At 68.6% G+C, this 23,530-nt stretch carries 27 protein-coding genes and 3 pseudogenes; 15 read left to right on the top strand and 15 right to left on the bottom strand.

All coding sequences use genetic code 11. The annotated features are described in order from the left end of the window. Positions 1 to 171: 171 nt before the first annotated feature. The 3 genes and pseudogenes from ABZ297_RS18190 to ABZ297_RS18180 form a co-directional block, all read right to left on the bottom strand. Positions 172 to 255, bottom strand: a pseudogene (locus ABZ297_RS18190) (IS5/IS1182 family transposase); the annotation flags it as partial. A 374-nt stretch (positions 256 to 629) separates the two neighbouring features. Further along, positions 630 to 1,145 carry a hypothetical protein gene (locus tag ABZ297_RS18185; protein WP_355346903.1) on the bottom strand — a complete coding sequence of 172 codons (516 nt, stop codon included), beginning with the start codon at positions 1,143 to 1,145 and terminating at the stop codon, positions 630 to 632. Positions 1,146 to 1,323: 178 nt separating this feature from the next. Next, positions 1,324 to 1,611, bottom strand: coding sequence for a hypothetical protein (locus ABZ297_RS18180; protein WP_355346900.1), 288 nt, complete (start codon positions 1,609 to 1,611; stop codon positions 1,324 to 1,326). A gap of 51 nt (positions 1,612 to 1,662) precedes the next feature. Between ABZ297_RS18180 and ABZ297_RS18175 the strand changes: the two genes are divergently transcribed. From ABZ297_RS18175 to ABZ297_RS18160, 4 genes are read left to right on the top strand one after another with little or no spacing between them, the layout of a single operon-like run. Next, complete coding sequence (locus ABZ297_RS18175; RefSeq protein ID WP_355346897.1) at positions 1,663 to 2,214, top strand: sigma factor-like helix-turn-helix DNA-binding protein; 552 nt, start codon at positions 1,663 to 1,665, stop codon at positions 2,212 to 2,214. A gap of 31 nt (positions 2,215 to 2,245) precedes the next feature. After that, positions 2,246 to 2,431, top strand: coding sequence for a hypothetical protein (locus tag ABZ297_RS18170; RefSeq protein ID WP_355346894.1), 186 nt, complete (start codon positions 2,246 to 2,248; stop codon positions 2,429 to 2,431). A 48-nt stretch (positions 2,432 to 2,479) separates the two neighbouring features. Next, positions 2,480 to 2,689, top strand: a complete 210-nt coding sequence (locus ABZ297_RS18165; RefSeq protein WP_355346891.1) for a hypothetical protein — start codon at positions 2,480 to 2,482, stop codon at positions 2,687 to 2,689. Further along, the gene (locus ABZ297_RS18160) at positions 2,686 to 3,027 is read left to right on the top strand and encodes a GNAT family N-acetyltransferase (RefSeq protein ID WP_355346888.1); all 342 of its coding nucleotides are present in this window, start codon (positions 2,686 to 2,688) and stop codon (positions 3,025 to 3,027) included. The genes ABZ297_RS18165 and ABZ297_RS18160 overlap by 4 nt, the downstream gene beginning before the upstream one ends. A gap of 32 nt (positions 3,028 to 3,059) precedes the next feature. Here ABZ297_RS18160 and ABZ297_RS18155 read toward each other — a convergent pair. From ABZ297_RS18155 to ABZ297_RS18145, 3 genes and pseudogenes are all read right to left on the bottom strand, one after another. Further along, positions 3,060 to 3,471 (bottom strand): annotated as a pseudogene (locus tag ABZ297_RS18155) (Tn3 family transposase); the annotation flags it as partial. Between the two features lie 178 nt (positions 3,472 to 3,649). After that, a complete protein-coding gene (locus ABZ297_RS18150) occupies positions 3,650 to 5,158 on the bottom strand; it encodes an MFS transporter (RefSeq protein ID WP_355346885.1) in 1,509 nt (502 codons plus the stop codon). 9 nt (positions 5,159 to 5,167) lie between these two features. Then, complete coding sequence (locus ABZ297_RS18145; RefSeq protein WP_355346882.1) at positions 5,168 to 5,989, bottom strand: oxidoreductase; 822 nt, start codon at positions 5,987 to 5,989, stop codon at positions 5,168 to 5,170. Between the two features lie 188 nt (positions 5,990 to 6,177). Between ABZ297_RS18145 and ABZ297_RS18140 the strand changes: the two genes are divergently transcribed. Further along, on the top strand, positions 6,178 to 6,885 hold the full coding sequence (locus tag ABZ297_RS18140; protein ID WP_355346879.1) for a helix-turn-helix domain-containing protein: 708 nt from the start codon (positions 6,178 to 6,180) through the stop codon (positions 6,883 to 6,885). A 650-nt stretch (positions 6,886 to 7,535) separates the two neighbouring features. Here ABZ297_RS18140 and ABZ297_RS18135 read toward each other — a convergent pair. Then, positions 7,536 to 7,925: a RidA family protein gene (locus ABZ297_RS18135; RefSeq protein WP_355346876.1), complete on the bottom strand. Its 390-nt coding sequence runs from the start codon at positions 7,923 to 7,925 to the stop codon at positions 7,536 to 7,538. Between the two features lie 66 nt (positions 7,926 to 7,991). On the opposite strand from ABZ297_RS18135, the gene ABZ297_RS18130 reads away from it, so the two are divergent. Further along, positions 7,992 to 8,594 carry an ABATE domain-containing protein gene (locus ABZ297_RS18130; protein WP_355346873.1) on the top strand — a complete coding sequence of 201 codons (603 nt, stop codon included), beginning with the start codon at positions 7,992 to 7,994 and terminating at the stop codon, positions 8,592 to 8,594. A 191-nt stretch (positions 8,595 to 8,785) separates the two neighbouring features. Here ABZ297_RS18130 and ABZ297_RS18125 read toward each other — a convergent pair whose 3' ends face one another. Genes ABZ297_RS18125 through ABZ297_RS18115 form a run of 3 tightly spaced genes read right to left on the bottom strand, consistent with a single transcriptional unit; the run spans position 8,786 to position 10,918 of the window. Then, positions 8,786 to 9,085, bottom strand: coding sequence for a Tn3 family transposase (locus ABZ297_RS18125; RefSeq protein WP_355346870.1), 300 nt, complete (start codon positions 9,083 to 9,085; stop codon positions 8,786 to 8,788). 17 nt (positions 9,086 to 9,102) lie between these two features. Next, positions 9,103 to 9,309, bottom strand: coding sequence for a hypothetical protein (locus tag ABZ297_RS18120; protein WP_355346867.1), 207 nt, complete (start codon positions 9,307 to 9,309; stop codon positions 9,103 to 9,105). Beyond that, complete coding sequence (locus ABZ297_RS18115; RefSeq protein ID WP_355346864.1) at positions 9,296 to 10,918, bottom strand: CocE/NonD family hydrolase; 1,623 nt, start codon at positions 10,916 to 10,918, stop codon at positions 9,296 to 9,298. The genes ABZ297_RS18120 and ABZ297_RS18115 overlap by 14 nt, the downstream gene beginning before the upstream one ends. Positions 10,919 to 11,214: 296 nt before the next feature. Here ABZ297_RS18115 and ABZ297_RS18110 point away from each other — a divergent pair. Together ABZ297_RS18110 and ABZ297_RS18105 are read left to right on the top strand one after the other, a co-directional pair. Beyond that, positions 11,215 to 11,421, top strand: a pseudogene (locus tag ABZ297_RS18110) (helix-turn-helix domain-containing protein); the annotation flags it as partial. Positions 11,422 to 11,505: 84 nt separating this feature from the next. Then, on the top strand, positions 11,506 to 11,940 hold the full coding sequence (locus tag ABZ297_RS18105; RefSeq protein WP_355347033.1) for a helix-turn-helix domain-containing protein: 435 nt from the start codon (positions 11,506 to 11,508) through the stop codon (positions 11,938 to 11,940). A gap of 253 nt (positions 11,941 to 12,193) precedes the next feature. Here the strand turns inward: ABZ297_RS18105 and ABZ297_RS18100 are convergent, their stop codons facing one another. The 3 genes from ABZ297_RS18100 to ABZ297_RS18090 form a co-directional block, all read right to left on the bottom strand. Continuing rightward, the gene (locus ABZ297_RS18100) at positions 12,194 to 13,504 is read right to left on the bottom strand and encodes an FAD-binding oxidoreductase (protein WP_355346861.1); all 1,311 of its coding nucleotides are present in this window, start codon (positions 13,502 to 13,504) and stop codon (positions 12,194 to 12,196) included. Positions 13,505 to 13,801: 297 nt separating this feature from the next. Next, positions 13,802 to 14,179, bottom strand: a complete 378-nt coding sequence (locus tag ABZ297_RS18095) for a DUF4267 domain-containing protein (RefSeq protein ID WP_355346859.1) — start codon at positions 14,177 to 14,179, stop codon at positions 13,802 to 13,804. Between the two features lie 73 nt (positions 14,180 to 14,252). After that, positions 14,253 to 14,726 carry a cupin domain-containing protein gene (locus ABZ297_RS18090; RefSeq protein WP_355346856.1) on the bottom strand — a complete coding sequence of 158 codons (474 nt, stop codon included), beginning with the start codon at positions 14,724 to 14,726 and terminating at the stop codon, positions 14,253 to 14,255. Between the two features lie 60 nt (positions 14,727 to 14,786). On the opposite strand from ABZ297_RS18090, the gene ABZ297_RS18085 reads away from it, so the two are divergent. Both ABZ297_RS18085 and ABZ297_RS18080 read left to right on the top strand, forming a co-directional pair. After that, positions 14,787 to 15,755, top strand: a complete 969-nt coding sequence (locus tag ABZ297_RS18085) for a DUF5937 family protein (RefSeq protein WP_355346854.1) — start codon at positions 14,787 to 14,789, stop codon at positions 15,753 to 15,755. After that, positions 15,721 to 16,047: a Tn3 family transposase gene (locus ABZ297_RS18080; RefSeq protein WP_355346851.1), complete on the top strand. Its 327-nt coding sequence runs from the start codon at positions 15,721 to 15,723 to the stop codon at positions 16,045 to 16,047. Before ABZ297_RS18085 ends, ABZ297_RS18080 begins: the two co-directional genes overlap by 35 nt. A 124-nt stretch (positions 16,048 to 16,171) precedes the next feature. On the opposite strand, the gene ABZ297_RS18075 is transcribed toward ABZ297_RS18080, so the two are convergent. Next, the gene (locus ABZ297_RS18075) at positions 16,172 to 16,669 is read right to left on the bottom strand and encodes a helix-turn-helix domain-containing protein (RefSeq protein ID WP_355346848.1); all 498 of its coding nucleotides are present in this window, start codon (positions 16,667 to 16,669) and stop codon (positions 16,172 to 16,174) included. Between the two features lie 75 nt (positions 16,670 to 16,744). Between ABZ297_RS18075 and ABZ297_RS18070 the strand changes: the two genes are divergently transcribed. From ABZ297_RS18070 to ABZ297_RS18055, 4 genes are all read left to right on the top strand, one after another. Further along, complete coding sequence (locus ABZ297_RS18070) at positions 16,745 to 17,581, top strand: MBL fold metallo-hydrolase (RefSeq protein ID WP_355346845.1); 837 nt, start codon at positions 16,745 to 16,747, stop codon at positions 17,579 to 17,581. A gap of 497 nt (positions 17,582 to 18,078) precedes the next feature. Continuing rightward, the gene (locus ABZ297_RS18065) at positions 18,079 to 18,486 is read left to right on the top strand and encodes a hypothetical protein (RefSeq protein ID WP_355346842.1); all 408 of its coding nucleotides are present in this window, start codon (positions 18,079 to 18,081) and stop codon (positions 18,484 to 18,486) included. Further along, positions 18,479 to 20,071, top strand: coding sequence for a multicopper oxidase domain-containing protein (locus ABZ297_RS18060; RefSeq protein WP_355346839.1), 1,593 nt, complete (start codon positions 18,479 to 18,481; stop codon positions 20,069 to 20,071). The genes ABZ297_RS18065 and ABZ297_RS18060 overlap by 8 nt, the downstream gene beginning before the upstream one ends. A 317-nt stretch (positions 20,072 to 20,388) precedes the next feature. After that, complete coding sequence (locus ABZ297_RS18055) at positions 20,389 to 20,772, top strand: VOC family protein (RefSeq protein ID WP_355347030.1); 384 nt, start codon at positions 20,389 to 20,391, stop codon at positions 20,770 to 20,772. Between the two features lie 226 nt (positions 20,773 to 20,998). On the opposite strand, the gene ABZ297_RS18050 is transcribed toward ABZ297_RS18055, so the two are convergent. Further along, positions 20,999 to 21,679 (bottom strand): TetR/AcrR family transcriptional regulator C-terminal domain-containing protein, encoded by a 681-nt coding sequence (locus ABZ297_RS18050; protein WP_355346836.1) that lies wholly within the window; start codon positions 21,677 to 21,679, stop codon positions 20,999 to 21,001. Between the two features lie 34 nt (positions 21,680 to 21,713). On the opposite strand from ABZ297_RS18050, the gene ABZ297_RS18045 reads away from it, so the two are divergent. Further along, positions 21,714 to 23,168: an FAD-dependent oxidoreductase gene (locus ABZ297_RS18045; protein ID WP_355346833.1), complete on the top strand. Its 1,455-nt coding sequence runs from the start codon at positions 21,714 to 21,716 to the stop codon at positions 23,166 to 23,168. Positions 23,169 to 23,530 lie beyond the last annotated feature (362 nt).

Below are 23,530 nucleotides of genomic sequence, written 5' to 3'. Positions count from 1 at the left end.
GGTGTGGCGGTGGGTGCCCGAGTCGGGCAGGACGCGGAGCACGGCGTTGGCGAGGTTAACGCCCGAGTCGGCAACAGGGCGCGAAACCTGCCTCCGGAATGTGGCGATTGCGCGCCATCGACAGCTCCCGGGCGCTCACGCCGGCGATGTGCTTGGCCGCACTGGTCAGGGCATCGTGTCGATCAGGCCGACTGCCCGAGCAGCGGTCACGTGGTGCACGGCGCCCGGCAACGCGGGCGAGGCCCACACCAGCCGGACCACCGGGCCGGGGTCGTGACGGCGCACCACAAGAGTGGGGATGCTCCGCTGCGGGTGCTGGGGGCCGGGGTTCTCTGTGGGCCGACCGCTGGGCCTGGTTGATCCTGGCCGTCTACACCCAGCTTCGGCCAGCCCGCCCCCTAGTCAACGACCTGCGCCGCCCTTGGGAGAAGCCGGCGTCACCTGCCCGAGTCCGCCGGGGGTTGCGGCACCTGCGCGCAAGGACGCCGAGGCTGTCGCAACGACCAGCCCGCACCGCGCCACAACGTGCATACCGCGACTGGACTGACCAGTGCAAAGGCCACCACGAAGAGACCGAACACCGAGAAATCCGCTAACCCACGACCGCGACGCACAGGTTAAAGATCAAGCTAGTTGGTGCAGTCCTGGTTCTTGAGTTCAAGGCTCACGTCGTAGATCTTGTCGTGGTTGAGCAAGAACCGGTAGTAGGCCTTGGGGTTGCCGGGGACGATGGTGAAGAGGTGGTCGTTGCTCCCGCTGGCAGACGTCTCCAGCTTCGGGTACGCCTTTCGCAGCTGCTTCCTGGTGGAGCCGATCCCGATGCCCTGAGGGGTCTTGACGCCCTTGGGCGCGGCGATCATCGCCACACCGAGCTTCTTGGACACGTAGATGCTCACGGAGTCGCGGCCCGTCGGGTGGGCTTTCAGGTCCCAGCCCGAGCAGATGCTGGCGCCCAGCTTCTGGACGATCTTCCCGGTGGCCTTGGCCTGCGTGGCGCTCATCCCCAGCTTCACGCCTCCGTAGCCGAACGGTCCCAGGGACTCACTCCGGTGAGCGGCGGTCGTACCGGCGACGGGCGAGCTGGTGGCGGCCGCGTTCGCAGTCGCGACGCCGGTCAGCGCGATCCCGGCAGCCAGGGCGGCCACTATCGCCGAACGTCCCATCCGCCGCGTGCATGCGCGGGTTCTGCTGTTTTCTCGCTCTTCAGTAGTCATGTCATGTTCGACCCTTGATCACAGTCAAAGGTTCGCCGTGGGGCGGGCCTTCTTCGGGTGCCACCGGAATACGGGACCGCCGTACCGGCCAGGGCCCTGGTTCTCAGCGTCACGTCCCGTCCGGGAGAAGTGGCTGGTCAGTGGCTACGACGTGGCGGGGCCAGATGAGCCGGAGCCGGTGAAGGTCGAGTCCGGCGTGCTTGTTGAGCAGGAAGCGGGCGCGGTCGTAGCCAAGACGGGCGCGGCCGGTGTGCGGGCAAATGTCGGAGGCGGACGGGCTGCGGGCGGGGACGGGACGGCGCTCGGAGAGGAACAGCGGGCCGTGCGCGCGTGAGGTGCCGTCCAGCAGGCGCATTAGCCGAGGCAGCAGGTGGGCGGTGCCGCTGCCCCAGTACACCCATTCGATCGCGCCGCCCTTGGATACGTCACCCTCGACGAGTCGGTCAACATGGCCTTCCTCGTCGTGCTCGACTCGATGACCCCGGCCGAACGCGTCGCGTTCATCCTGCACGACGTCTTCCGCTACCCCTTCGCCGAAGTGGCCGACATCGTCGGCCGGACTCCGGCGGCCTGCAGGCAGCTGGCCACCTCGGCGCGCCGCCGCATCGCCGTGTCGCAGGCTCCTGCGACTCCGACGGCCCAGCAGGCTCGCATCGTCAGGGACTTCATGCAGGCGTGGGAAGCCAGGGACATCCACGCCCTCATCGGCCTCCTCGACCCTAGCGCCACCTTCACCGCCGACGGCGGCGGCCGGGTCAGCACCACGCTCCGGCCGATCGAAGGCGGCGAGCGGATCGCGCATTACATCGTGGATATCGCCGGCAGGACACCCGACAGCGTGACGATTCTGGAGCGTACGGTCAACGGCCAGCCCGGCCTGATGGTCGAGCGAGGAGGCGTCACCGTGGCGGTGTACGCATTCGACGTCGCAGACGACCGGATCAAGCACATCTGGGCCGTACGCAACCCCGACAAGCTCCGCTCGTGGACGACAGGCTGACGATCATCCGAGTCTCTCCTGCGGTTCGCTCGTGATCCGGTTCCAGCTGGTGATCGTGGTGCGCATCAGGCGGGCGGCGATCGACAGGTGGCTGTCGGCACTCCAGTACGGCGTGAGCGCGCGACGGCAGTCGGGGCTGTCGACGGTGATCGAGGGGGCGCGGATGGAGGTACGCCGGGCGATGGAAGGGACGAGGCCGATGCCGAGCCCCTCGTGAGTTGTGAGAGCACGTGCTGCTCGGCGAGCGCGCGATAGGTTCCCCGCCATGACTGAACTAGGGTCCGTCGCCTGGCCACCTGCCCCGATCAGGACCGAGCGACTCGTGCTCCGCGAGCCCGAGGCCCGGGACCGTGCGGCGTTCATCGAGCTGTTCACCTCGCCGGAGGTGGGCACCTACCTAGGCGGCCCTCGACCGCGTGATGAGTGCGAGCGGGCGTTGCCTGAGACGCCCGAGAGACGCCCCGGCCTTTCGTGATCGAGCTCGACGGAGCGATGATCGGCACCATCGAGCTCAACCGGCGCGATCCGGAGCGTCGGAGCCGCGTCCGCCCGGATGCCGGGGAGGCCGAACTCGGCTACCTGCTCCTGCCCGAGGCGTGGGGACGCGGCTACGCCGCCGAGGCGTGCGCGGCGGCGCTCGGCTGGTTCGCCGACGCGCGCCCCGGCGAGCCGGTGGTGCTCTGCACCCAGACCGCCAACGACCGCTCGATGCGCCTCGCGGCGAAGCTGGGGTTCACCGAGGTGCAACGGTACGAGGAGTGGGGCGCCGAACAGTGGATGGGCGTGTGGTCCCCGGTCACGCCGCCCGCTTGAGCTCGCGCCCGGAAGGGGTGGTGTGTCGGCCGTCAGCCTTCGTCGTCTTCGACGGCGTCCGGGTCCCGGAAGGGGCGCAGGCCCTGGCCGGGGCCGCTGGCCTTGATGTTGAACAGGTAGCGGCCCAGGAAGTTAATGTGCCGGTCCTTGAGCGGGGAGAGCCGGGCGACGTCTTTGTCCTTGATGTCGTGGCCCTCGGCGCTGAGCTGGGCGACGGCCGCGTCGAGGTAGCGCGTGTTCCACAGCACCACGGCGTTGAGGACCAGGCCGAGCGCGGCGAGCTGGTCTTCTCGGCCCTCGCGGTACGCCTGTCGGATCTGGCCGCGGCCGCCGTGGCAGATCCGCGCGGGCCAGACGGTGGCGGGACTCCTGCCCGGTGAGCTGCCGGTTCATCAGGCGCCGGTAGGTGTCGTCCATCGGATCGACCAGGGCGAGCAGGCCAAGTGGTGTGACGACGGCACCGCCCAGAAGATCCATGACCTGCTGCGCCGGCACGTGCGAGAGCAGAAGGGACGATGAGCCGATCCGAGTCTGGTGGTGCTGGACACCCAGAGCGTCCACGTGGCGGCCGGGATCCCCGCTACCACGACGGGCAGGGACGTGACTCTGATCAAGCACTCACTCAATGATCTGGCACGTGGACCCGCTGTGCCGGTGTCGTACTTGGCCGGGGACGCTCGGGCGCGCCGGGCAGCCAGGCCAGGGCGACGAGGGCGCCGAGGAGGCCGAGGCCGCCGCTGGTGGCCAGGACGAGGTCCAGGCCATGGACGAAGGCAGAGCGGACCGTATGCTCCAAGGTCGCGGAGCCGGCGGATCGTGCGGCGGCCAGCCCCGCGAAGACGCTCTCGCGTGCTTGCTGCGGCACTGCGGCGCGGTAGGCGGACGTCAGGATCGAGCCCAGGATCGCCGCACCGAAGCTGCCGCCCAAGGTGCGGATGGACTGATTCACCGCGGCGCCAACGCCGGCGTTGCCGGGCGACAGAGCGCCCAGCGCCGCGTCCATGACCGTGGGCAGGGCGCAGCCGAGCCCGAGGCCGTACACGGCCGTCCACGCGGCCGCCAGTACGGTGCCGCCGCCCATACTGGTGGTGGCCCCCCAGAACAGGCCCCCAGTGAGCAGGACGAACCCCAGACCGGCCGCGAGCTTGGGACCGATCATCCTGCTCAGCCTGCCTGCCGCCGACATCCCGATGAGCATCCCAGCGATGAGCGGCAACAGCCGCAAGCTGCTGCCCATCGCGTCCGTGCCCAGGTTCGCCTGAAAGTACTGCGGCAGCACGAACAGCACACCGAACATGGTGAAGTTGACGACCGTGGCCAGCGCGGTGCCGACGGTGAAGCGCGCGTTGATGAACAGAGAAAGGTCCACCAGAGGCTCGCTGGCCCGTCGCTCCCAGACCATGAACAGCGCCAGCGCGGCTATGCCGCCGAGGATCGGCCCGAACACGGCGACGTCCGCCCAGCCTCGCTCACCGATTTCGATGAGGCCATAGGTCAACGCCGTCAGCGCCACGCTCGACAGCACCACGCCGCCCGCATCGACCCCCCTGCCGCGCTTCCGCTGCGATTCGAGCAGCCAGGCGGCAACCGCGAGGAACGCCAGGACGACCACGGGGATGTTGATCAGGAAGACCGAGCCCCACCAGAAGTGGTTCAGCAGCCAGCCGCCCAGGATCGGGCCGATGGGAAAGGCCAGCATCGAGGCGCCCGCCAGCGTTCCAATCGCCTTCGGTCGCTCCTTCTCGGTGAACATCGTCGGGATCAGCGCCAGCATCGTGGGCATGATGAGCGCCGCTCCCAGGCCCAGCACGGCACGCGCCACGATGAAGATCCCAGTTGAGGGGGCGTAGGCGGCGGCCAATGAGCTGATGCCGAAGATGGTCAGCGCGACCAGGAGCGTCCTCTTGCGGCCGAAGCGGTCGCCCAGCACTCCCGCCGGGATCATGCCGGCGGCGAACACCAGCGTGTAGACCGTAACGAACCACTGCAGTTGGGCGTTGTCGGCGCGCAGGTCCTCGGCCATGCTCGGCAGTGCCAGGTTCAGGATGGTTACGTCGAAGCCCACAGCCAGCGATGTGAGCACGAGCGCGGCGAGCGCCAACCATCTGCGTGAGTCGGGTTGGTACGGCATCGAGGGGGCCTACTTCGCAGCGTTCATGGCGAGCTTGTCGAATTCGCGGTCCGGCAGCGTCCTGTTGAGCTCCAGGAGCTTGTCGGCCATCCAGCCCACCGCATAGCGCGTCTCGGGCTTGCCGGCCTCGATGGCCTGCCGGATGGTGGTGGCGACGACGCTGGGGTCGGTGCCCTGGGTGTTCTCGCCGAGCTGTGTCTCGGCGCGTTTGGCCATGGCTTCGGCCATCTCCCCGTACGCGCTCGTGCCGGAGATCTCGCGGAGGTCTTGTGCCGTGCGGTCTTCAAACTCGGTTTTGATGATGCCGGGCTGGACGATCACGACGTCGATGCCGAACGGCTCGACCTCCATGCGCAGGGTGTCGGAGTATGCCTCCAGAGCATGCTTGCTCGCGTAATACCAGCAGCCGAGCGGAAGCGCGATCTCGCCTCCAATGGAGGAGACGTTGATGATCGTGCCGGACCCCTGCTCGCGCATGTACGGCAGGGCGAGCTGGGTCAGCCGGGCCGGTGCGAAGACGTTGACCTCGAACTGGTCGCGCGCCACGTCGATGGGGATGTCCTCGGCGGCGCCGTGCAGGACGGTGCCGGCATTGTTGATCAGAACGTCGATGCGGCCCTGTTCCTCGACGACGGCGCCGACGACGCGTTCCAGGTCTTCCGGCCGGCGTGCGTCCAACGCCAGGACGTGTCCACCGGCATCGCGGATGTCGTCCATCTTGTGTACGCGCCGCGCGGCGCCGTAGACGATGTGGCCGGCGCGGATGAGTTCGAGTGCGGTGGCCTTGCCGATGCCGGCGGAGGCACCCGTGACGAGAACGACCTTTTCCATGATGAATCTCCTCTTCGATCTGTAGAAACGCTAGGGTTGTGTTCCGAGATGAGACAACTCGCAAAACTCATATGCGCAGGTAGAGGCTCCTATATTGGTGCAATGAGTTTGTAGCTGAGTGCAACAGCATTGCCAGGGCACCGCAGTCCGCCACGGCTGGCGCGTGCTCAGCCCAGGGAGAGGGTGACATGCCAGGAGACCGATTGACGGCCGAGGATCGTCGCCGCATCGCCGAAGGGCTGGCGGCCGGCTTGACCTACGCGGAGATCGCCCGCCGGCTGGGACGGTCCAGGTCCACCGTCACCCGCGAGATCGCCAGGAACGGCGGCCCGCACGGCTACCAGGCGGCCCGCGCACAACATACGACGAGCTGGCGCGCCCGCCGCCGCAAGCGCACCCCCCACACCGACGTTCCGCACACCACCGACAACCGTGACGTCCGCACAGCCCGAGAGTTTGAAGAACAGTTCGTCGCCATGATGATCGAGACCGGGTTGGCACCCATGACAGCCAGGGTGCTCGCCGCGCTCTTCCTCAGCGAGGGCGGCAGCTTGACCGCCGCGGAGCTGGTCCAACATCTCCGTGTCAGTCCGGCGACGATCTCCAATGCCATCAAGTGGCTTGAGCAGAGGGAGATGGTCGTCCGGGAACGCGAGGCGCGCAGGGTGCGGTACTTCGTCGACGTCGATGTCTGGTACCACACCTGGGCGGCCAGTGCCAGGGCGATGGCGATATGGGCCGACACCACCCGACACGGCGCCGGGATCTTCGGCACCGACACACCCACCGGCGACCGGCTCCGTACCACCAGCCAGTTCTTCGAACTCCTCGGCCACGACATGGCCCAGGCGGCCGAGCATTGGCGGCAGACCCTCTCCATGCAACGCCAGCGGTGAACCCTGGCACGTTGGGGCTGCATGGGTGCAAAGGCGCGTCGGCTGGAGCGGCGCGCCGAGGGGCGTACGAGAAGCGCTCTGGCTGGTCGGCACGCGTTCTGCTGCTAGCCTTCGGCGACAACCTCTCCCCCGCTACCAACGCGCTGGAGACCGTGCGGCAGGCACCAACCGGCGTCGCCGTCCTAGCCCGCACCTACAACCCCGACCTCGCCCTCCACCGCGGCGTCATCGTCACCAGCCGACAGCCGACCGGCCCCCCATCATGACCGGCCACCAGGCAGCCCGCACCACCTGACGACAACAGAGCCCCGGCCGCGGCTCACCTCCTTGGCGAGTTCCTCGCCCCCGGAGCCGGAGACGAACGGAGGCCGAGGGAGCCGATCCCTGGATGGAATCGAGCCGGAGTGGAGACAATCTCACCCTGTCCCCTCGTCCCGGCTCCCGCCCGGATTCGGCTCAGCGTTTCTCGAGGCGCGCCGCGCACGCGGCTGGGATCGGTCCCGTCTCGCGCGTGAGTTGCGCAGTGCAGGCGGACGCGATGTGACTGCCACCGTTGAGAGCCTCGTGCGGCTTATCCGAGGTTGGGAAGGCGGTGCCGGAGTAAGCGAGCGGATGGTCCCGCCCCTGGAAGTAGCCCCCGCCCCGGGGGGTCACACGACGGCGACGGCGTCGATCTCGACGAGGAACCCGGGGCCCAAGCCGGCCACGACGTGAACCGTGATGGCCGGCGGCGGGTCGGCCCGGTTCCACACCTCCTGGAAGGCGGCCACACCCTCGTCGAACGTGTGACCGTCGACCACGGCGATGCGCCAGTGCACGATGTTCGCCAGGCTCGCCCCCTCGCTCTCCAAAATGGTCGCGAGATTGCGGAGTGCCTGCCTGGCCTGATCCCCGACCGTGGGACCAACAACCTTGCCGTCGGCGCCGACGCCGTTCTGCCCGCCGATGTAGATCGTCTTCGCCGGCTGTTCGACCACGACGGCCTGGCTGAAGGCCGGGCTGCGATGAAGCCCCTCGGGGTTGATGTGCCGTACGCCCATGTACTTCCTCCTTAGATGCTGAAACCAGTTATAGAGGTTTCATGTGACACCACTTATAGTGGTGTCATGCGAGTGAACGCAACCGGACGGGTGCTGCACGACCCCAAGGGCGGGTCGTTCCGGTTCGACGCCGGCGCCGTCTGCCTGGACTTCGCCCACACGGGCGGCGAGGGTCAGTACGCGATATTCGAGACCCTCCACGAGCCTGCCGACCTCGCTGAGTGGCTGGCCCAGCCGCCACCGGCGGCAGTCATGACGGCCACCGTGACCGCCCGCGAGCTGACTACGGCCAAGGTCCTGCGCCAGGCGATCTGGGACGCGGCTCACGCCCGGGCGGCGCGCCGCCCCCTGCCCGCCGAAGCGGTCGCGACCATCAACCGGGCCGCGACCGCGGCGCCACTGATCCCCGAACTGGCCGCCGACGGCACGACCGCGGGCTGGGCACCGCCGGTACGGGCCACGCAAGCGCTGTCGACGCTGGCGCGGGAGATGATCGAACTGCTGTCAGGGCCGCTCTCCGAGCGCATCCGCGAGTGCGCGAGTGACAACTGCCCGTTGGTGTTCGTCGACACCTCCCGCCCCGGCGCCCGCCGCTGGTGCGCGATGGAGCGCTGCGGCAACCGTCACAAGCTCCGTGCCCTGCGCGCCCGCCAGGCCATGGAGCCGTGACACAGCCTCGAATGCGGCGAGCCCTGGGCGCCGCGGATTACAGTTGCCGCCGCAGAGCACGGCCTCGACGCCGACCTCCAAGTCGCTCTTGGCCATGAGCGTTCTGATGGTGGTGGCGGCGAGCCCGGTCGGCCAGCACGGCGTGGGTCTCGGCGGTGATCTGGTCGACCAGTTTCTGGTAGCAGGGCCGGTCAGGGCGTCAACCCCAGCTCGCGCAGTTGCGCGGGCCGTAGCGGCCGCCAGCCGCTGGTATCGAGCTTGGCCAATTCCGCCTCAACGTCGATGTTGATGACGCCGAAGAAGTCGTGGGTGTAGGTCGGCAACACTTGACCGCCGTGAATGACCGTCGTCCGGCCGGTCAGGGTCTTGCCGCGGACGGGAAACCGCTGGCCGTCGGATGAGCTCATGGTGCCGCCGCCGAACACCTTGGCCAACTCCAGATGGTAGTGGCGCGCGTCCAGCTCGATCAGCAGCGAGGCGAACGGCAGCATCGCGGTCAGTTCGTCCTTCAGCTGGCCTCGGCGGGTACGTCCTCGGCCGACAGCGGTGGCACCAGCAGATGCGCCTCCTCATCCAGCCGGACCGTGCCGGTGTCGTCGGGTGCGGCATTGGCCAGTGTCGTCTCCAGCTCCTCCAGGGCAGCGTGCAGTTCCTCCTTGCCCTGCTCCAGCGCCTCGTCGGTCTTGGACTTCGCCCGGGACTCACGAGCCGACACCGACTTGCCCGGTTCGATCCTGGATGGGGAGGTGGAGTCGGGACCGGGTGAGGTCGATGGTGTGGTGGGAGGAGACGAGCCGCGTGGACGTGGCCGGGTCCTCGCCCGTGCCGAGGTTGCGCTCCCAGCGGGGGTGTGACCCGCCTGCCACCAGCAGTCGGATGCGATGGCCTGCGCGGAAGCGGTGCGCGATGGGGTCCAGCTCGATCCGGACAACGCCGTCCGCCTGCCGAGGGTCGAGCCGGACGAACCCGTCGCTGACGTTATGTGAGCGCCCCTTGGCGTCTACCTCGCTGAGGCGGACGAACACATCGGCGTGCGGCGTGTCCGAGCTGTGCGCCAATTCCACCCAGGGTGCCCCGATGACCTCCACTGCGTCCGTCAGGGGTGCGCCGGTGAAGGCGAGCACGTCGTCACGATCGGCCAGTGCGCTGTCGTCCCGGTAACCCCCGTCAGGGGCGAGCAGACGGCCGCCCACGGTCGGGGTGGGGCTGGCCGGGTCGTAGGTGAAGCGGGCCGGTGGAGTGCCGTCCGGTGGGCGCCGCTCGCCGAGTACGCCTCCTGGTGCCGGATACAGGGATCGGTCCATGGGGTATTCGGGCCAGTCGGGTAGGTCGCGCCACGTGTCGGCGCCGGTGACGAACATCCGCACCCGAGCCGGACGGACGTCGCGCCGGACACCGGCTACGTGCTCATCGAGCCAGTCCATGGTCTCCTGGGCGAGCATGGACATGCCCTGTGTGCCGGTCTGTCGGTGTGTCCAGGGCCCCATGGTCAGCGCCACGTCCTGCCCGCGCTCGCGCAGGCGCGCGTACTGCTGCCGGGTCTGCGGCAGGAAGATGTCCTGCCAGCCGGACTGCAGCAGTATGGGCACCGGCACGCGGTCCAGGGCCTCGCCCAGCTGCATCGGCTCCCAGAAGGGGTCGGACAGGTCGCGTACGCTCGCCCAGTTCTGGAACCACGGCGCGTCCCCGTTGCAGAGCACGTCCGCCGCCTGTGCCAGTGGCAGCCACGACACTGCGGGGGCCTGCCGTCGCCCGGCGGTGGCCATGCGCACAACGGCACGAACGGCACCGATGCGTTCCTGCTGCACCAATTGCTCGCTCCAGCCGAGCCAGTCGCTGAGATTGAAGGCTCCGCCGAAGTAGGCGGCATCACTGAAGTCGTGCGGTGCGGTCTGGATCACCGCGGCGGCCAGTTCGGGGGGTGGATCCATCAGCAGTGCCCACTGCGTCCATCCCAGGTAGGAGTTGCCGATCGTCGCTAGCTTGCCGCCGAACCATGGCTGGGTCCGCAGCCACACCAGCGTGTCCGTCCCGTCGTCGATCTCGTGCACCCACGGATTCCACACTCCTGCGGAGCCGAACGTTCCTCGGCAGCGAACCAGCAGCAGGTGGTAGCCCCGGGTGGGAAACTGCGCTCGGTACAGGGCCGCCGTCACCCCCTCCCAGCCGTAGGGCGAGCGGATCATCACCGTGCCCACCGAGTCTCCGACCGGCGCGTAGTGGTCAGCCAGCAGTTCGACCCCGTCACGCATCGGGATCCGTACGCGCCGGTTGATCGTGTACTCGCTGGTTGCCGCACGCAGCCCGAGGCGACGGGAGAGCATCCGATCGACGACTCGTTCGCGCCAGCCTGGCCGGATGTCTGACTCTTGCTCGTTGTGCACTCTCATGGAGTGTCATCACCGCCAATATTCGTTCACGACAGCGGAAAGCTACAGTTGCTTTCTTCTGGCGTCAAAGAAAATCTCGCGCATATCCGTGGCATGTGACCAATTAGACAGAATGAGTTGCAACGATATGAGGATTATTGCAACGCTGAAGCCTCGTCATGTGTTGCAATGAGTGGAGTGAAAAGACCGCACTGGCCCGGGAATGAGATCCGGCAGCGACAGGAGGACGGATGCCAGGCGACAGGCTGACCCTGGAGGACCGGCAGCGCATCGCGGCATGGCTCGGTGAAGGATTCGGCTATGCCGTGATCGCGCGGCGGCTGACCCGTCCGACGTCGACCATCAGCCGCGAGGTGGCGCGCAACGGCGGGCCCGAGGCGTACCAGGCCGAAAGGGCCCATGAGGCCGCCGCCCACCGCGCACGCCGCCGCGCACCCACCGCCGCCGCACCCACGCCGGCTGCCGACGGCTACGGGCGCGACGTCCACGCTGTGTGTGATTTCGAGGAACAATTCACCGCCATGATGGTCCGAACCGGACTCCCTCCGATGGCGGCCAGAGTGCTCGCCTGCCTGTTCACCGCAGACAGTGGTGACTCCACCGCCGCCGAACTGGTCCAGCGGCTGGCGGTCAGCCCGGCCTCGGTCTCCAAGGCGATCGCCTACCTCGAGAAGCTGGAACTGGTCACCCGCGAACGCGACCCCGAGCGCCGACGCGAGCGCTACCTCATCGATGACGACGTCTGGTATCGCGCCTGGTCGGCCAGCACCAGGTCCATCACGATGTGGGCCCGGACCGCCGAGCGCGGCGCCGGCATCCTCGGCGCCGCGACCCCCGCCGGCGCACGTCTGCAACGCACCGGCCACTTCTTCCAGCTCCTCGCCGAGGACATGGCCGAGGCGGCCGAACACAGGCGACAGACCTTGCGTACGCAATCGCCAGCCGAACAGCAGTGAACCACCCCACGCCCGCAGGACGAGGTCCAGGCCATGGACGAAGGCAGAGCGGACCGTATGCTCCAAGGTCGCGGAGCTGGCGGCTCGGGCGGCGGCCAGCCCCGCGAAGACGCTCTCGCGTGCTTGCTGCGGCACCGCAGCGCGGTAGGCGGACGTCAGGATCGAGCCCAGGATCGCCGCACCGAAGCTGCCGCCCAAGGTGCGGCCCCGCCGCCCCGGTGGGCGGAGGGGCCGTGACCTGCTGGGAACCGATCTATCCGAGCACCGGGTAGTTCGCGCGGAACACGTTGTGCGGGTCACGGGCCCGCTTGATCTCCCGCAGCCGCGCGAGCGCGCTGCCGGAGAAGGACTTCGCCGCCGTGTCACCGGGGGACAGCACGGTGTAAGGCTTGCGGCCGCTGATGTAGGCCCCCAGGTCGGCCACGACCTCGGCCTGCTTGGCGCGCGTCGCATCGGCCGCGTGCGGCAGGCCGAGACCCAGCAGGCCGAGCAGGTACGGCTCAGCCACCGCGCCGCTCGCACCGGCCCCGCCGCCCGGCTCGGCGAGCGCCCCGCCCAGGTGCCTGATCTGCACGTTGATGAGCGGTTCGACCGGCTTGGCCAGCAGGAGCTCCACCGCGTCCGCGCCCAGGCCGGTGAGCAGCTCCGCACGAGCGATGGATGGGGCCGGATCGGTGGGCTCGGCGGTGATGTCACCCAGGTCGGCAACCGGGACGACGCCGCGGCTGTCGAAGATCGCGCCCTCGATCTTGTCGATGCGCGCCAGCAGGCCCTCCCCCTGAGCCGCCTCACCCAGGTAGGCCAGATCCAGCGTGACCATCGGCGACGCGCCGGGGGGCTGGAGCCGGTTGATCCAGACACTGAGTTCACGCGGCGCCTCGGCGGTGATCTCCAGGAACGCGTCGTACACCTCCCTGGTCCGGTGCTCCGGCCAGATCACGCGCCCGCCGTACAGGACTGGCGCGGGATACAGCTCGAGTTCGAGGGCGGTCACGACCGCGAAGTCCCCGCCACCGCCGCGCAGCGCCCAGAACAGCTCGGGATCGGACTCGGCGGTCACCCGGCCAGGCTCGCCATCGGCGTCCACGATGTCGAAAGCCCGCACGCTGTCGGAGGCGAAGCCGTACTTGCGGCTGAACCAGCCGACCCCACCGCCCAGGGTGTAGCCGGTCACGCTGACCCCCGGCGCGCTGCCGGACAGGCCAGTCAGACCCAGCGGGCCGGCCGCCGCCAGCACCTGCCCCCACTTCACGCCCGCGCCCACCCGGACCACGCGCTCCTCCGCGCGTACCTCCACCTGGTTCAGCAGGCCGGTACGCAACAGGATCAGGCCTTCCACATCACCCGAGGCGCCATGCCCGCTCGGCTGCGCGGTCACCGTCATACCCGCCCGCCGCGCGTAACGCACGAGCGCCGCCACGTCATCGGCGTCCGCGGCCTCCGCCACGGCCGCCACCGGCTGCCTGACGGTCAGATTCCACGCGGTGGCCGCCTGTTCAAAGCCGTCGTCATCGGCCAGGAGCACGCGCCCCTTGAGGACACCGCGCAGATCGTTGATCGTCATCGTCGTCTCCCTTTTTCGAGTTCTCAGAAATGCGAAGGAACACCATGCTGTACTACGGCAAGGACGGCGCCCTGACCGGCCGGACAAGGATCACGCCGGAACCTCGATGCTGGCGCTGCACCTGCTGCGGTCCGCGCTGGTGCACGTCAACACGCTGCTGCTTCAGCAGGTTCTCGCCGAGCCGAGGACCGGCGCGGCCTGACCGCGCTGTTCTGGTCCAACGTCGACCGGCTGCTGGATCGCTGGTGCGGCGATGGCGGGACGCGTCGAAGAGCGCCGGTCGCCGGACCACGTGGTTTACGCGATAAGCAGAAGCGCGCTGATCGTCAGCATCACCACGGCGGTGGCGCCGTGGATGCCGTAGACGGCCGCCTTGGGCCCGTTGCTGCGCAGCACGATCACCGCGTCGCCGACGGGTATGGCGCTGGCGGCCAGCATGAACCAGCCCAGCAGGCTGGTTGTTCCGTCGGCCAGCAGGATGAAGATGAAGAGCCCTGAGGCGATGTCGCGCACGCCTTTGACGGCTAGCCAGGCGTGGAAGCTGCGGTCCTCGGTCGGCGTGTCGGGGATGCCGAAACCGACCGCAGCCTGCGGCGCCCAGAAGGCGCAGGCGCCCATGAAGATGATGCCCGCGCCGATCAGTCCGGCGAGCACAGTGGCGATGTTGCTGAGCATGGGTTGTCTCGCCTCTCGGGAGCAGTTCTACGAGCGCATTCCAGATAGTGGGGTGTATGCCGTGCCGGCGCCATCACCGTTCGTAGTCGTCGACGAAGTGGTTGTCGTGGGCTTCGTGAAGCCGGCTCTGGTCCCGCTCGTTCACAGTGGCGAGCTGCGCGAAGTACTCCTCCCGGGGTACGCCTGGCGAGAGTGCCATGAGGAGGGTGGCAGGTTCGGCGCGCTCCTTCCGAAGCGCGTGGACGTCACCCATCGCGGCATGCGCGGTGTCGCCGGGCAGCAGTGTTCGCCACGCCCGCCCATCGAAGTAGTCGACTTCACCTTCCTCAACGATGAAGGTCTCGCTGAAGGTCGTGTGAAAGTGCGGGGCAGGTCCCCGGCTGGAGGGCGACATGCGCCACCGGTAGATGCTCACGACCCCGCTAGTCTCCGCCGGGCCGGCGAGGACTTCGATGGTCGATCCGCTGGCGCCCAGCCGGATCGTTCGCGTCTTTCGGGCTCGCTCGGGTTGCTTGCAGAGCCAGTCCGTCGGCTTCGTCTCAGTCACGACCCGAGTCTCGGGGCTTCGCCGCTCCGCTCGCGCTCACTTCGGCGGTGGCCTAACAATATGGAGATGATCCGCTACCGATTGGGCGCTGGTGCTGCGAGCGTGCGATGGGCCATGTCGCCGATCCACGAAGTGGTCAGTCTTGCCCGGCTGTTGACCGAACCGCAGCGTCACCCGATGTTCCACCAGTGGCTCCGCCGTCGCCACCACCGTCTTTCGGGCCTGGACCTGAGCGCGCTCATGGTCTTCATGGCCGATGGCGCGTACCGACCCGACTTCCTTGACCCATCGCCGATGTCCAGTGAGCCGACCTTCGAAGAAGGCATGGATGCCCTCCTCTCCACCCCGACGGACCAGGTCTACGCCGAGTTGGTCGACGCCAGTATCGGGCGTGGGGCAGAAATAGGCCGCCGACTGCTCGATGACCCCGACCGAGCCAGGTTGGAGGCCGCCGAAGCGGTGCGCCGCCTCTGGAAGGCGGCCATGGAACCGGAGTGGCCGTCCATGCGGCAGGCGCTGCGTGCCGAGATGCTGGACCGGGCCATCCAGGTCAACCGCGAGGGGCTGCGCACCGTCCTTCCGCGCCTGCACCACTCCGCGGCGTGCGACGGCGACACCATCACCGTCGAGTCGACCGTCGACTTCGACGTCGACTGCCCCGAGGGACTCATTCTCGTCCCGTCACTGTTCATCACCGACCGGGTGCAGTGCACCACCTCAGACCACTGGACTCCGGCGATCTATTACCCGGCATCCGGGCGGTACCTCTGGGCGACACCTCCCACTCCGAGATCCCTTGACCGGCTTCTGGGAACGACTCGATCGAGGATCCTGGCCGCGCTCACCACTCCGCTGCAGACGACCGTTGTGGCCAGGCTGGTGGGCGTCACCGTCCCGACAGCCAGCGAACACCTGGCAATCCTGCGAGACGCCGGGTTGATCGACAGCAGCCGGGCCGGTCGCACGGCCACGCACGAGCTCACCAAAGCTGGACGTGCTCTCCTGGACGCGGCCTCGCCGCGACCATGACTGGTCTGGGAGCTGCCGGTCCTCCCTATCGGACCGGTGTGAGCTTCTCCCGCGCATCCGCAATTGGCACGACCTGATCTTCTACCGTCCCGACGCCCGCACCCGCTACCAGCACATCGACGCGCTGTTCGGCGACAGCACCATCGACTGGGGCCTGATCGAGAAGCACTGGACGGACCTGCTGCGCACTGCGATCTCCATCCGCGAGGGCCGGGTGTCGTCGGTGACGCTGCTGCGGCCGAGCGGCCACTCTCAAAACCAAGGTTCCGCGACATACGTGCACGCGGCTTAGGACATCGACACGAATCTCGCGCACTCGGACGGCCGCGCGGAGTGTCCCGTATGCCATTCCCATGTGAGACATCATCTCGGGCGACGTCCGTTGGCGCCTTGGGACATGGCCGACGGCCTGGCGGCTACGAGGAGTTGGTGGCAGTGAGGTAGGCCGCGTTCAGGCGCTCGCGAACACTCGGTGATCGCGCTGGGAGCTTGGAGTCAAGGTGCTCGCGGCGAAGCTCGTCCATGAACTCTTGCCAGAGCGCGGGGCCGCCTTGTTCAAGCAGCACAGCGCGAGCCTTCAGCGCGCTGCTCGTGGGTCGGTGGCGAAGTCCCCAGCTGCCCAGCTGTGCGAACACGGGTACGAGCTGGATCGCGGGTTCGGTCAGGCTGTAGCGTGCCCGCTGGCCGGCTCGCGTGTCCTCGCGGGTGAGCAGTCCCGACTTGACGAGTCGCTTGAGTCGGTCGGCGAGAATATTTGAGGCGATCCCCTCGATTGAGTTGGCCTGCAGCTCTCGGAAATAGCGGCGGTCTCCGAAGACGATGTCGCGGAGGACGATCAGGCTCCAGCGATCCCCGAACACCTCGATGGCGGCGTTGATCGGGCACTCCGACCGCGGCTCATTCGCTTCGCCCATAGTGCTTGCAATCTACCACCGCCCGGTATTACCGTCTCGACGAGCGGTTGCAAATCGCAAGCGGAAGGGGCCACCGTGCTGAGGCAGGTCGCGGAGGGTGTGCTGATCCACGAGAGCGAGTTCGTGCAGAGCAACGCCATTGTCGTGCAAGGCCGCGCCGGCGTGTTGCTCATCGACCCCGGGGTGCAGGACCACGAAATGGCCTGCCTCTCGAACGACCTGTCCCATTTGGGGCAGACCGTTGTGGCGGGCTTCTCGACGCATCCGGATTGGGATCACTTACTCTGGCACGCCCAGCTCGGCGCGGCCCCTCGTTACGGCACGGCGCGCTGCGCGGCCACTGTCCGGGATCAGCTGTCCGACCCTGGTGCGAAGGCCGAGATAACCGCCCACCTGGAACCGACGGGCATCGCCGAGCAGGTCCCGCTGGACCTGTACGGCCTCATCACAGCCCTGCCCGCTGAGACGGCGCGGATTCCGTGGGATGGCCCTCAAGTCCGGATCATCGAGCATCAAGCGCATGCACCGGGCCATGCGGCGCTGTTCATCGAAGAACGCGGGGTTCTCGTCGCCGGCGACATGCTCTCTGATGTCTTGATTCCGATGCTCGACTTGAACGGCACCGCTGACCCGATCGAGGACTACCTCGCCGCGCTGCGGCTGCTGGAGGGTGTGGCAGACGATGTCGATGTCGTCGTCCCTGGCCACGGGTCAGTCGGCGGAGCTGATCAGGTACATGCACGGATCGAGCGGGATCGGGCGTACGTGCTCGCCTTGCGTGAGGGCCATGTTCCCAGTGACCCGCGGGTCGGCCCATCGGCTAAGCCCGGCTGGGAGTGGGTAAGCGATGTGCACAACGGGCAAGCCCAGCGCCTCGCCCGACGAAGCGAGCGCGACGGGACGCCCGGCTAGCTCGCGGTAGTGCCAGCCCAGCGATTCCGCGGCTTCGTCGAGGAACAGCGACCGGTCCAGCCGCGCGGCCCGCTTCTCGATCACCGGCCGGACCTGCCCGGGAGTCAAGGCGTCGATGTCCGCCAGTGCGGACAGGTCGTAGCAGCGGCCCTTCTTCTCGAACACGTCGGCCACGGCCAGGCGCTCGCGGATCGACCGGCTGTGCCGACGGCGGGACGTGCGGCTGCGGGAGAAGACGCTGGGGCGGATGCTCTACGAATCCACCGCGGCAGGTTTCTGGCGTACTCCGGTCCCACCCCAGGAAACCGCGCTTCCAGCTCGTCGGCCGCGCGGCTGAGGTGTTCCAGCCGTGCCACCACCAGGAGCTGCCTGAGCGTGCTCCGTCATGCCTCCCAATACATAACAGCATAGCGATATTCGCCTTAGACAAAATAACCCGCCAGCCATAGTGTCGAGGCCGTTCGCGAATGCGAGAACAAAGTGAGGAGGGATATCGCATGCTCACTATTGCCGCGCGTCGGACGACACCGACGGGGTGGACACTGCGGGCCGTCGCCAGCGCGCATGTGGTGGCGATCGTCGGCCAGCCGGTGTTCGCCGGGGTGTATCTGACCGGTGACTTCGACAGCCTGCGCTGGCACGCGGTCGGCGCCAACGTGGTCACCTCCATCGGGTACCTGCAGGTGATCGTGGCGATCGTGGCGTGGATTCGGCTGCGTCAGGTCTGGCCGTTCCTGGCCACGATGGCGGTGGTGGCGGCCGAGACCGTGCAGTACTTCGCCGGGTTGGACGGCGCCCTGTGGTTGCACATCCCGTTGGGCGTGATGACCGTCGCCGCACTCGTCGTGCTGTTCATCGCCGTCTGGCGCCAGCCCCTCTTGCGAAGGGAGGCCCCTAATGCGTGAGCGTGGCCTCACCAGGCGGCGGATGCTGGGCATCGGCGGGGCGCTCGGACTGATGGCGGCCACCGGGCTGTCGGCCACGGCGGCGCTGGCTCGCAGGCCGTCGATCACCGGTGCCGAGTTGCGCAGTGCCGTACCACTACCGCCGCCTTTCCACGTGCCACTGCCGATTCCCTCCGTGCTGGCGCCGGTCAGTACCTCGGGCGGAGTCGACCGCTACCAGATCACCCAGCGCGAAGCGAGCGCGGAGATCCTTCCCGGTGTCAGGACGCCGCTTTGGACGTATGAGGGCACCTTCCCGGGGCCGACGATCGAGTCACGCCGCGGCCGGCCGGTCACCGTGACGCACCGCAACGAGCTGCCCGTGCCGACCGTCGTGCACCTGCACGGTGGACGGACGCCAGCGGCTTCCGACGGGTACCCGACCGACCTCGTCCTGCCCGAGGGCTGGCAGGAGCACTCCATGCACATGGGGCACGGTTCCGAGCATGGCATGCACGACCCGAGGGCCGTGGTGACCGAGCTGACGAGGGACTACACCTTCCCGATGGACCAGCGGCCCACGCTGCTGTGGTATCACGACCACCGGATGGACTTCACCGCCCCCGCGATCTGGCGGGGGCTGGCCGGGCTGCACATCATCCACGACGACGCCGAGGACGCTCTCGGCCTGCCCGCCGGACCGCGCGAGCTGCCCCTCATGATCGCCGACCGTGCGTTCGCCGCCGACGGCGGCCTGGCATACCCCGCCCTCGACCCCACCCTGCGCGTACGGCCCGGCGTCCGCGAGCCGTACCTCGCCGGGGTCCTCGGCGACGTGATCCTGGTCAACGGCGCCCCCTGGCCCGTGCACGAGGTCGACGCGGCCCGCTACCGACTGCGTATCCTCAACGCCTCCAACGCCCGCCACTACGAACTCGAAGCGGTCACTGACGACGGGCGCCGCCTCGACCTCGTCCAGATCGGGGCCGACCAGGGGCTGCTCGCCGCCCCGGTCACCCACCAGCTGCTGCCGATCGCACCCGCCGAACGCTACGACGTGATCATCGACTTCTCCGGCGTCCCGGTCGGCAGCCGCGTCAGAGTCGTCAACCAGCTGGGCTCCGGGCGTACCCGCGACGTGATGGCCTTCCGCGTCGCCCGCAGAGCCACCGACGACAGCCGCATCCCCAGCACGCTGTCCACCGACCTGCCGGAATGGCGGCGTTCGGACGCCGTCAGGGTGCGCGAGTTCTCCTTCCGTGCCGGGCAGATGCACGCAGGCCACGGCTGGCTCATCGGCGGCCTGCCGTTCGACCCCGCCCGCACCGATGTCACGACCCGGCTCGGCGACGTCGAAGTCTGGCGGTTCGTCGCCGACGTGCACCATCCCGTCCACCTGCATCTGGTCGGCTTCCGCGTGCTCTCACGCAGCGGCAGGGCGCCACTGGCCCACGACGCGGGGCTCAAGGACACCATCTCGCTACGACCCGGCGAAGCCGTGGAGATCATCACCCGGTTCGACGGCTACCGCGGCCGTTACCTCTTCCACTGCCACAACGCCGAACACGAGGACATGGGCATGATGGCCAACCTCGAGATCATTTAGGAGTATGACCCATGGGTGCCGATCCCGGCATCGTCATCGTCGGAGCGAGCCTGGCCGGCGCGACGGCATCCCAGGCCCTGCGCCTCGACCACGGCTACGACGGGCCGATCACCCTCCTCGGCGACGAACCCCATCTGCCGTACCAGCGCCCCGCGCTGTCCAAGGGCTACCTCCTGGGCACCACCGAGGCCGGCGACCTCGACGTCCTGGAACCCCGGTTCTACGCCGACGCACTCGGAGCCCCCGCCGGCGACGTCGCCCGCCACCAGCACGCGGCCGGTGATCGACTCTCGGGTGTTCTACGTACAATGGCGGGCATGGCATGCCGCATCAGTGAGCTGGTCATCGACGCCGCCGACCCCGACGAGCTCGCCGCATTCTGGAGCAAGGTTCTCGGCTACGTCGAACTCGGCAGGGAAGACGACGGAAGCATCGAGATCGGGCCGCCCGACGCTGGCTTCGGCGGCCCGCAGCCCACCCTCGTCTTCGGCCCCAGCAGCGACCCGCGGCCCGGGAAGCTCCGACTGCACATCGACGTCAACGCCACCGACCGCGACCAGGACGCCGAGCTGGAGCGACTGCTCGCTCTCGGCGCCAGGCCCGTCGACGTCGGCCAGACCGGCACCGAGAGCTGGCACGTCCTGGCCGACCCAGAAGGCAACGAATTCTGCCTCCTGCGGACCCGGCTCCAGCCCCTCTGACCACGTGCGTCCTGGCGCCGAGCCGCTCGGCGGCGGGCCAAGGTCCCGGTGGTCGGCACCGCTCGGTCGCCGGCGGGAACGCCTCGCCGGTGCCGGTGTCGATCTGCTCGCTGGTCGAATCGATCAGCACCCGCACCGCCGCGGCCGGCAGGTCCTGGCGCTGGCCCCAGGCGGGTCTGTGTCGCAGGCGCGAAATCAGGTCCACCGGAGGCCGTGTTGGCCGGATTCAGTCTGCGCTGACGCCGTCGAGGATGCGCTCGAGCCCGAAGGTGAACTGCTCGGTGAAGCTCTGGTCGCGCGCCTCGACGACCCCTCTGGCGAAGTGGGGGTAGGCGCCGCTCTCGACGACCTCGCGGATGTACGGCGCAACGCTCGCGCGCCACTCATCCTCATTCTGTCCCGTACGACGTTGCGTCTCCAATTCGGCGAGCTCGCGTGACACGGCGCCGAGCACGTAGTCGCCTATCAAAGCGATGACGTTGGCCGCCCTAGTGGGATCCGCTGTCAGCGACTCGGCCGCCGCCAGCGCGTAGTCCGTGTGGCGCAGCGAGTGCGGGCCGAGCGCCGGGCGGGAACCAAGCAGGGTGGCGAGCCACGTATGGCGCAACATCAGCGCGCGCTGGCCGTGCGCGATCTGGGTCAGATCGGCCCGCCAGTCTCCCGAGGGCGGACGCTGGGGGTCCTCTCCTTTGACTGCGTCGACCATCAAGTCGAGCAGCTCATCGCGGTTCTTCACATGCCGGTAGACCGACGTGGTGCCCGAGCCGAGCTCGGCGGCCACCCTGCGCATCGACAACGCCTCAAGGCCTTCGGCGTCAGCGATGGCGATACCCGCTGCGACCAGGCTCTGCACACTGATCGCCCGTCGCTTGGGGCTGTACGGCTCGCGGCTCCACACGAGTGACATGAACCCATCATACCGATGTGGGTACACTGTTCCCATGAACGGCAACAGTGTTCCCAGTCAGGATGTCCTGATCGTCGGCGGCGGCACCGTCGGGCTCGCCGCCGCGGTCTTCCTCGCCCACCACGGCGTACGCGCACTGGTCATCGAGCGCGAGCCCGGCCCGCAGGTGCAGCCGCGAGCCACCGGGATCGGCCCGCGGACCATGGAGTTCCTGCGCGAGGTCGACCTGGCCGACGCCGTCAACGCGGTCGCCATCGACGCCAACGGCGGCTCGCTGGGCAAGATCGTCGTCGAGACGCTGGCCTCAGCCGACTTCACCACGATGCGGCCCAGCGCGCAGGTCTCCGCAACACCCCCGGTCTACACTCCGGGGGTGTTGCGCGGCACCTGCCCACAGAACCGGCTGGACAGCGTGTTGCTCAGCCGGACCTCGGTCACCTACAACACCCACCTTGTCTCCCTTGAACAGGACTCCGAGGGTGTCACCGCGCTGCTGTCGGGCCCCGACGGCCCGTACCAGGTGCGCGCCGGCTACCTGATCGGCGCGGACGGGGTGCGCAGCACCGTACGCACCGCCCTCGGCATCGGCACCTCAGGGCCAGGGGCGGTCGGGCAGCGCACCAACAACGTGCTGTTCCACGCCGACCTGCGGCCGATCGTGGGCGACACACACTTCGCCGTCTGCGACGTCACCACACCGGACTCCCCCGGCATGATCGTGACAATTGACGGGGAGAAGGAATGGGTCTTCCACACCACCGGCGACGCCTCTCGCGCCGTCGACCTGGTGCGCGGAGCCATCGGCGACCCGTCGATGGATGTGGAGATCGTCAGCGTGCTGCCGTGGCGGCCCCGCGCCCAGGTCGCCGACTCCTTCTCCGCCGGCCGGGTGTTCCTCGTCGGCGACGCCGCCCACGCCGTACCGCCGCTGGGCGCCTTCGGGCTGAACACCGGCGTCGCGGATGCGCACAACCTGGCCTGGAAACTGGCCTACGTCCTGCGCGGCGAGGCGGGACCCAGACTGCTCGACACCTACGCTTCCGAGCGGCGGCCCGTGGCGATGATGACCATGGAGCAGTCGCTTCTACGCCTGTCCGACCCACGGTTGCACTGGGCGCCGGGCATGGCCGCGGAGCGAGCCCGCGTGGGCGCGATCAACGCTCCGGTGGTGCACATGGGCTACCGGTACGGCACGCCGATGGCGGAACTGCCGTCGACGGAGGACCTGGCGCTGGACCTGGACGGCTCGGTCGGCTCTCGAGTCCCGCACCTGTGGGTGGCAGACGGCCTCTCCTCGCTCGACCTGGTGGGCTCGCGTTTCACGGTGCTCGCGGACGCGGGAAACCCGGTGTGGGTGACAGCCGGCGCTCAACTGATCGACGGCTGGCCGTACGGCCCACTTCTGGTGCGCCCCGACGGCATCGTCGCGTGGAAGGCGACCACCCCCGACGCGCTTCCTGCGGTCATGAACGCCCTGCTCTGCCGCTGACTTCTGGCACGGTCGACCTGCGTCAACCACGCTCGGCGGACCTGGCCGCCCTCATGCCCGACGCCACCAGGAACGGGTGCACAGTCGGGTTCAGGCCGTAAGCTCCGCGACCCGGGCCTCGGCGCCGCCGGCGGCGCCGAGGCCACATCGTCGGAACGAATCCGAGCCACGCAGCGTACAGAGCTGGACCAGCTTGCCCAGCTGGTCCACTCGCAAGGGGTCCACCTTCGAGGTGTACAGGTCCAAGGTGCTCGGCCCCGTCTACTGACAACGGATCGTGCGCCGGGGCAGCACCAACACAGTGCGCTATCGACGGGCGATGATGCTGCTGGCCTCGGCCGGCGGCAACCGAGTTCCAGTGA

Origin of the sequence: Nonomuraea sp. NPDC005983 (genome assembly GCF_040614375.1) — a bacterium.
GTDB lineage: Bacteria > Actinomycetota > Actinomycetes > Streptosporangiales > Streptosporangiaceae > Nonomuraea.
This window is presented reverse-complemented; position numbering and strand designations above follow the sequence as displayed.

Coding starts and splice junctions, on each gene's coding strand:
- ABZ297_RS18105 (WP_355347033.1), top strand. CDS start 11,506: ATGATGGTCCGAACCGGACTCCCTCCGATGGCGGCCAGAGTGCTCGCC.
- ABZ297_RS18140 (WP_355346879.1), top strand. CDS start 6,178: ATGCCAGGAGACCGATTGACGGCCGAGGATCGTCGCCGCATCGCCGAA.
- ABZ297_RS18085 (WP_355346854.1), top strand. CDS start 14,787: ATGGAGATGATCCGCTACCGATTGGGCGCTGGTGCTGCGAGCGTGCGA.
- ABZ297_RS18130 (WP_355346873.1), top strand. CDS start 7,992: ATGCGAGTGAACGCAACCGGACGGGTGCTGCACGACCCCAAGGGCGGG.
- ABZ297_RS18100 (WP_355346861.1), bottom strand. CDS start 13,504: ATGACGATCAACGATCTGCGCGGTGTCCTCAAGGGGCGCGTGCTCCTG.
- ABZ297_RS18075 (WP_355346848.1), bottom strand. CDS start 16,669: ATGGGCGAAGCGAATGAGCCGCGGTCGGAGTGCCCGATCAACGCCGCC.
- ABZ297_RS18095 (WP_355346859.1), bottom strand. CDS start 14,179: ATGCTCAGCAACATCGCCACTGTGCTCGCCGGACTGATCGGCGCGGGC.
- ABZ297_RS18055 (WP_355347030.1), top strand. CDS start 20,389: ATGGCATGCCGCATCAGTGAGCTGGTCATCGACGCCGCCGACCCCGAC.
- ABZ297_RS18060 (WP_355346839.1), top strand. CDS start 18,479: ATGCGTGAGCGTGGCCTCACCAGGCGGCGGATGCTGGGCATCGGCGGG.
- ABZ297_RS18135 (WP_355346876.1), bottom strand. CDS start 7,925: ATGGGCGTACGGCACATCAACCCCGAGGGGCTTCATCGCAGCCCGGCC.
- ABZ297_RS18065 (WP_355346842.1), top strand. CDS start 18,079: ATGCTCACTATTGCCGCGCGTCGGACGACACCGACGGGGTGGACACTG.
- ABZ297_RS18050 (WP_355346836.1), bottom strand. CDS start 21,679: ATGTCACTCGTGTGGAGCCGCGAGCCGTACAGCCCCAAGCGACGGGCG.
- ABZ297_RS18115 (WP_355346864.1), bottom strand. CDS start 10,918: ATGCTCTCCCGTCGCCTCGGGCTGCGTGCGGCAACCAGCGAGTACACG.
- ABZ297_RS18175 (WP_355346897.1), top strand. CDS start 1,663: ATGGCCTTCCTCGTCGTGCTCGACTCGATGACCCCGGCCGAACGCGTC.
- ABZ297_RS18125 (WP_355346870.1), bottom strand. CDS start 9,085: ATGCTGCCGTTCGCCTCGCTGCTGATCGAGCTGGACGCGCGCCACTAC.
- ABZ297_RS18165 (WP_355346891.1), top strand. CDS start 2,480: ATGACTGAACTAGGGTCCGTCGCCTGGCCACCTGCCCCGATCAGGACC.
- ABZ297_RS18150 (WP_355346885.1), bottom strand. CDS start 5,158: ATGCCGTACCAACCCGACTCACGCAGATGGTTGGCGCTCGCCGCGCTC.
- ABZ297_RS18045 (WP_355346833.1), top strand. CDS start 21,714: ATGAACGGCAACAGTGTTCCCAGTCAGGATGTCCTGATCGTCGGCGGC.
- ABZ297_RS18145 (WP_355346882.1), bottom strand. CDS start 5,989: ATGGAAAAGGTCGTTCTCGTCACGGGTGCCTCCGCCGGCATCGGCAAG.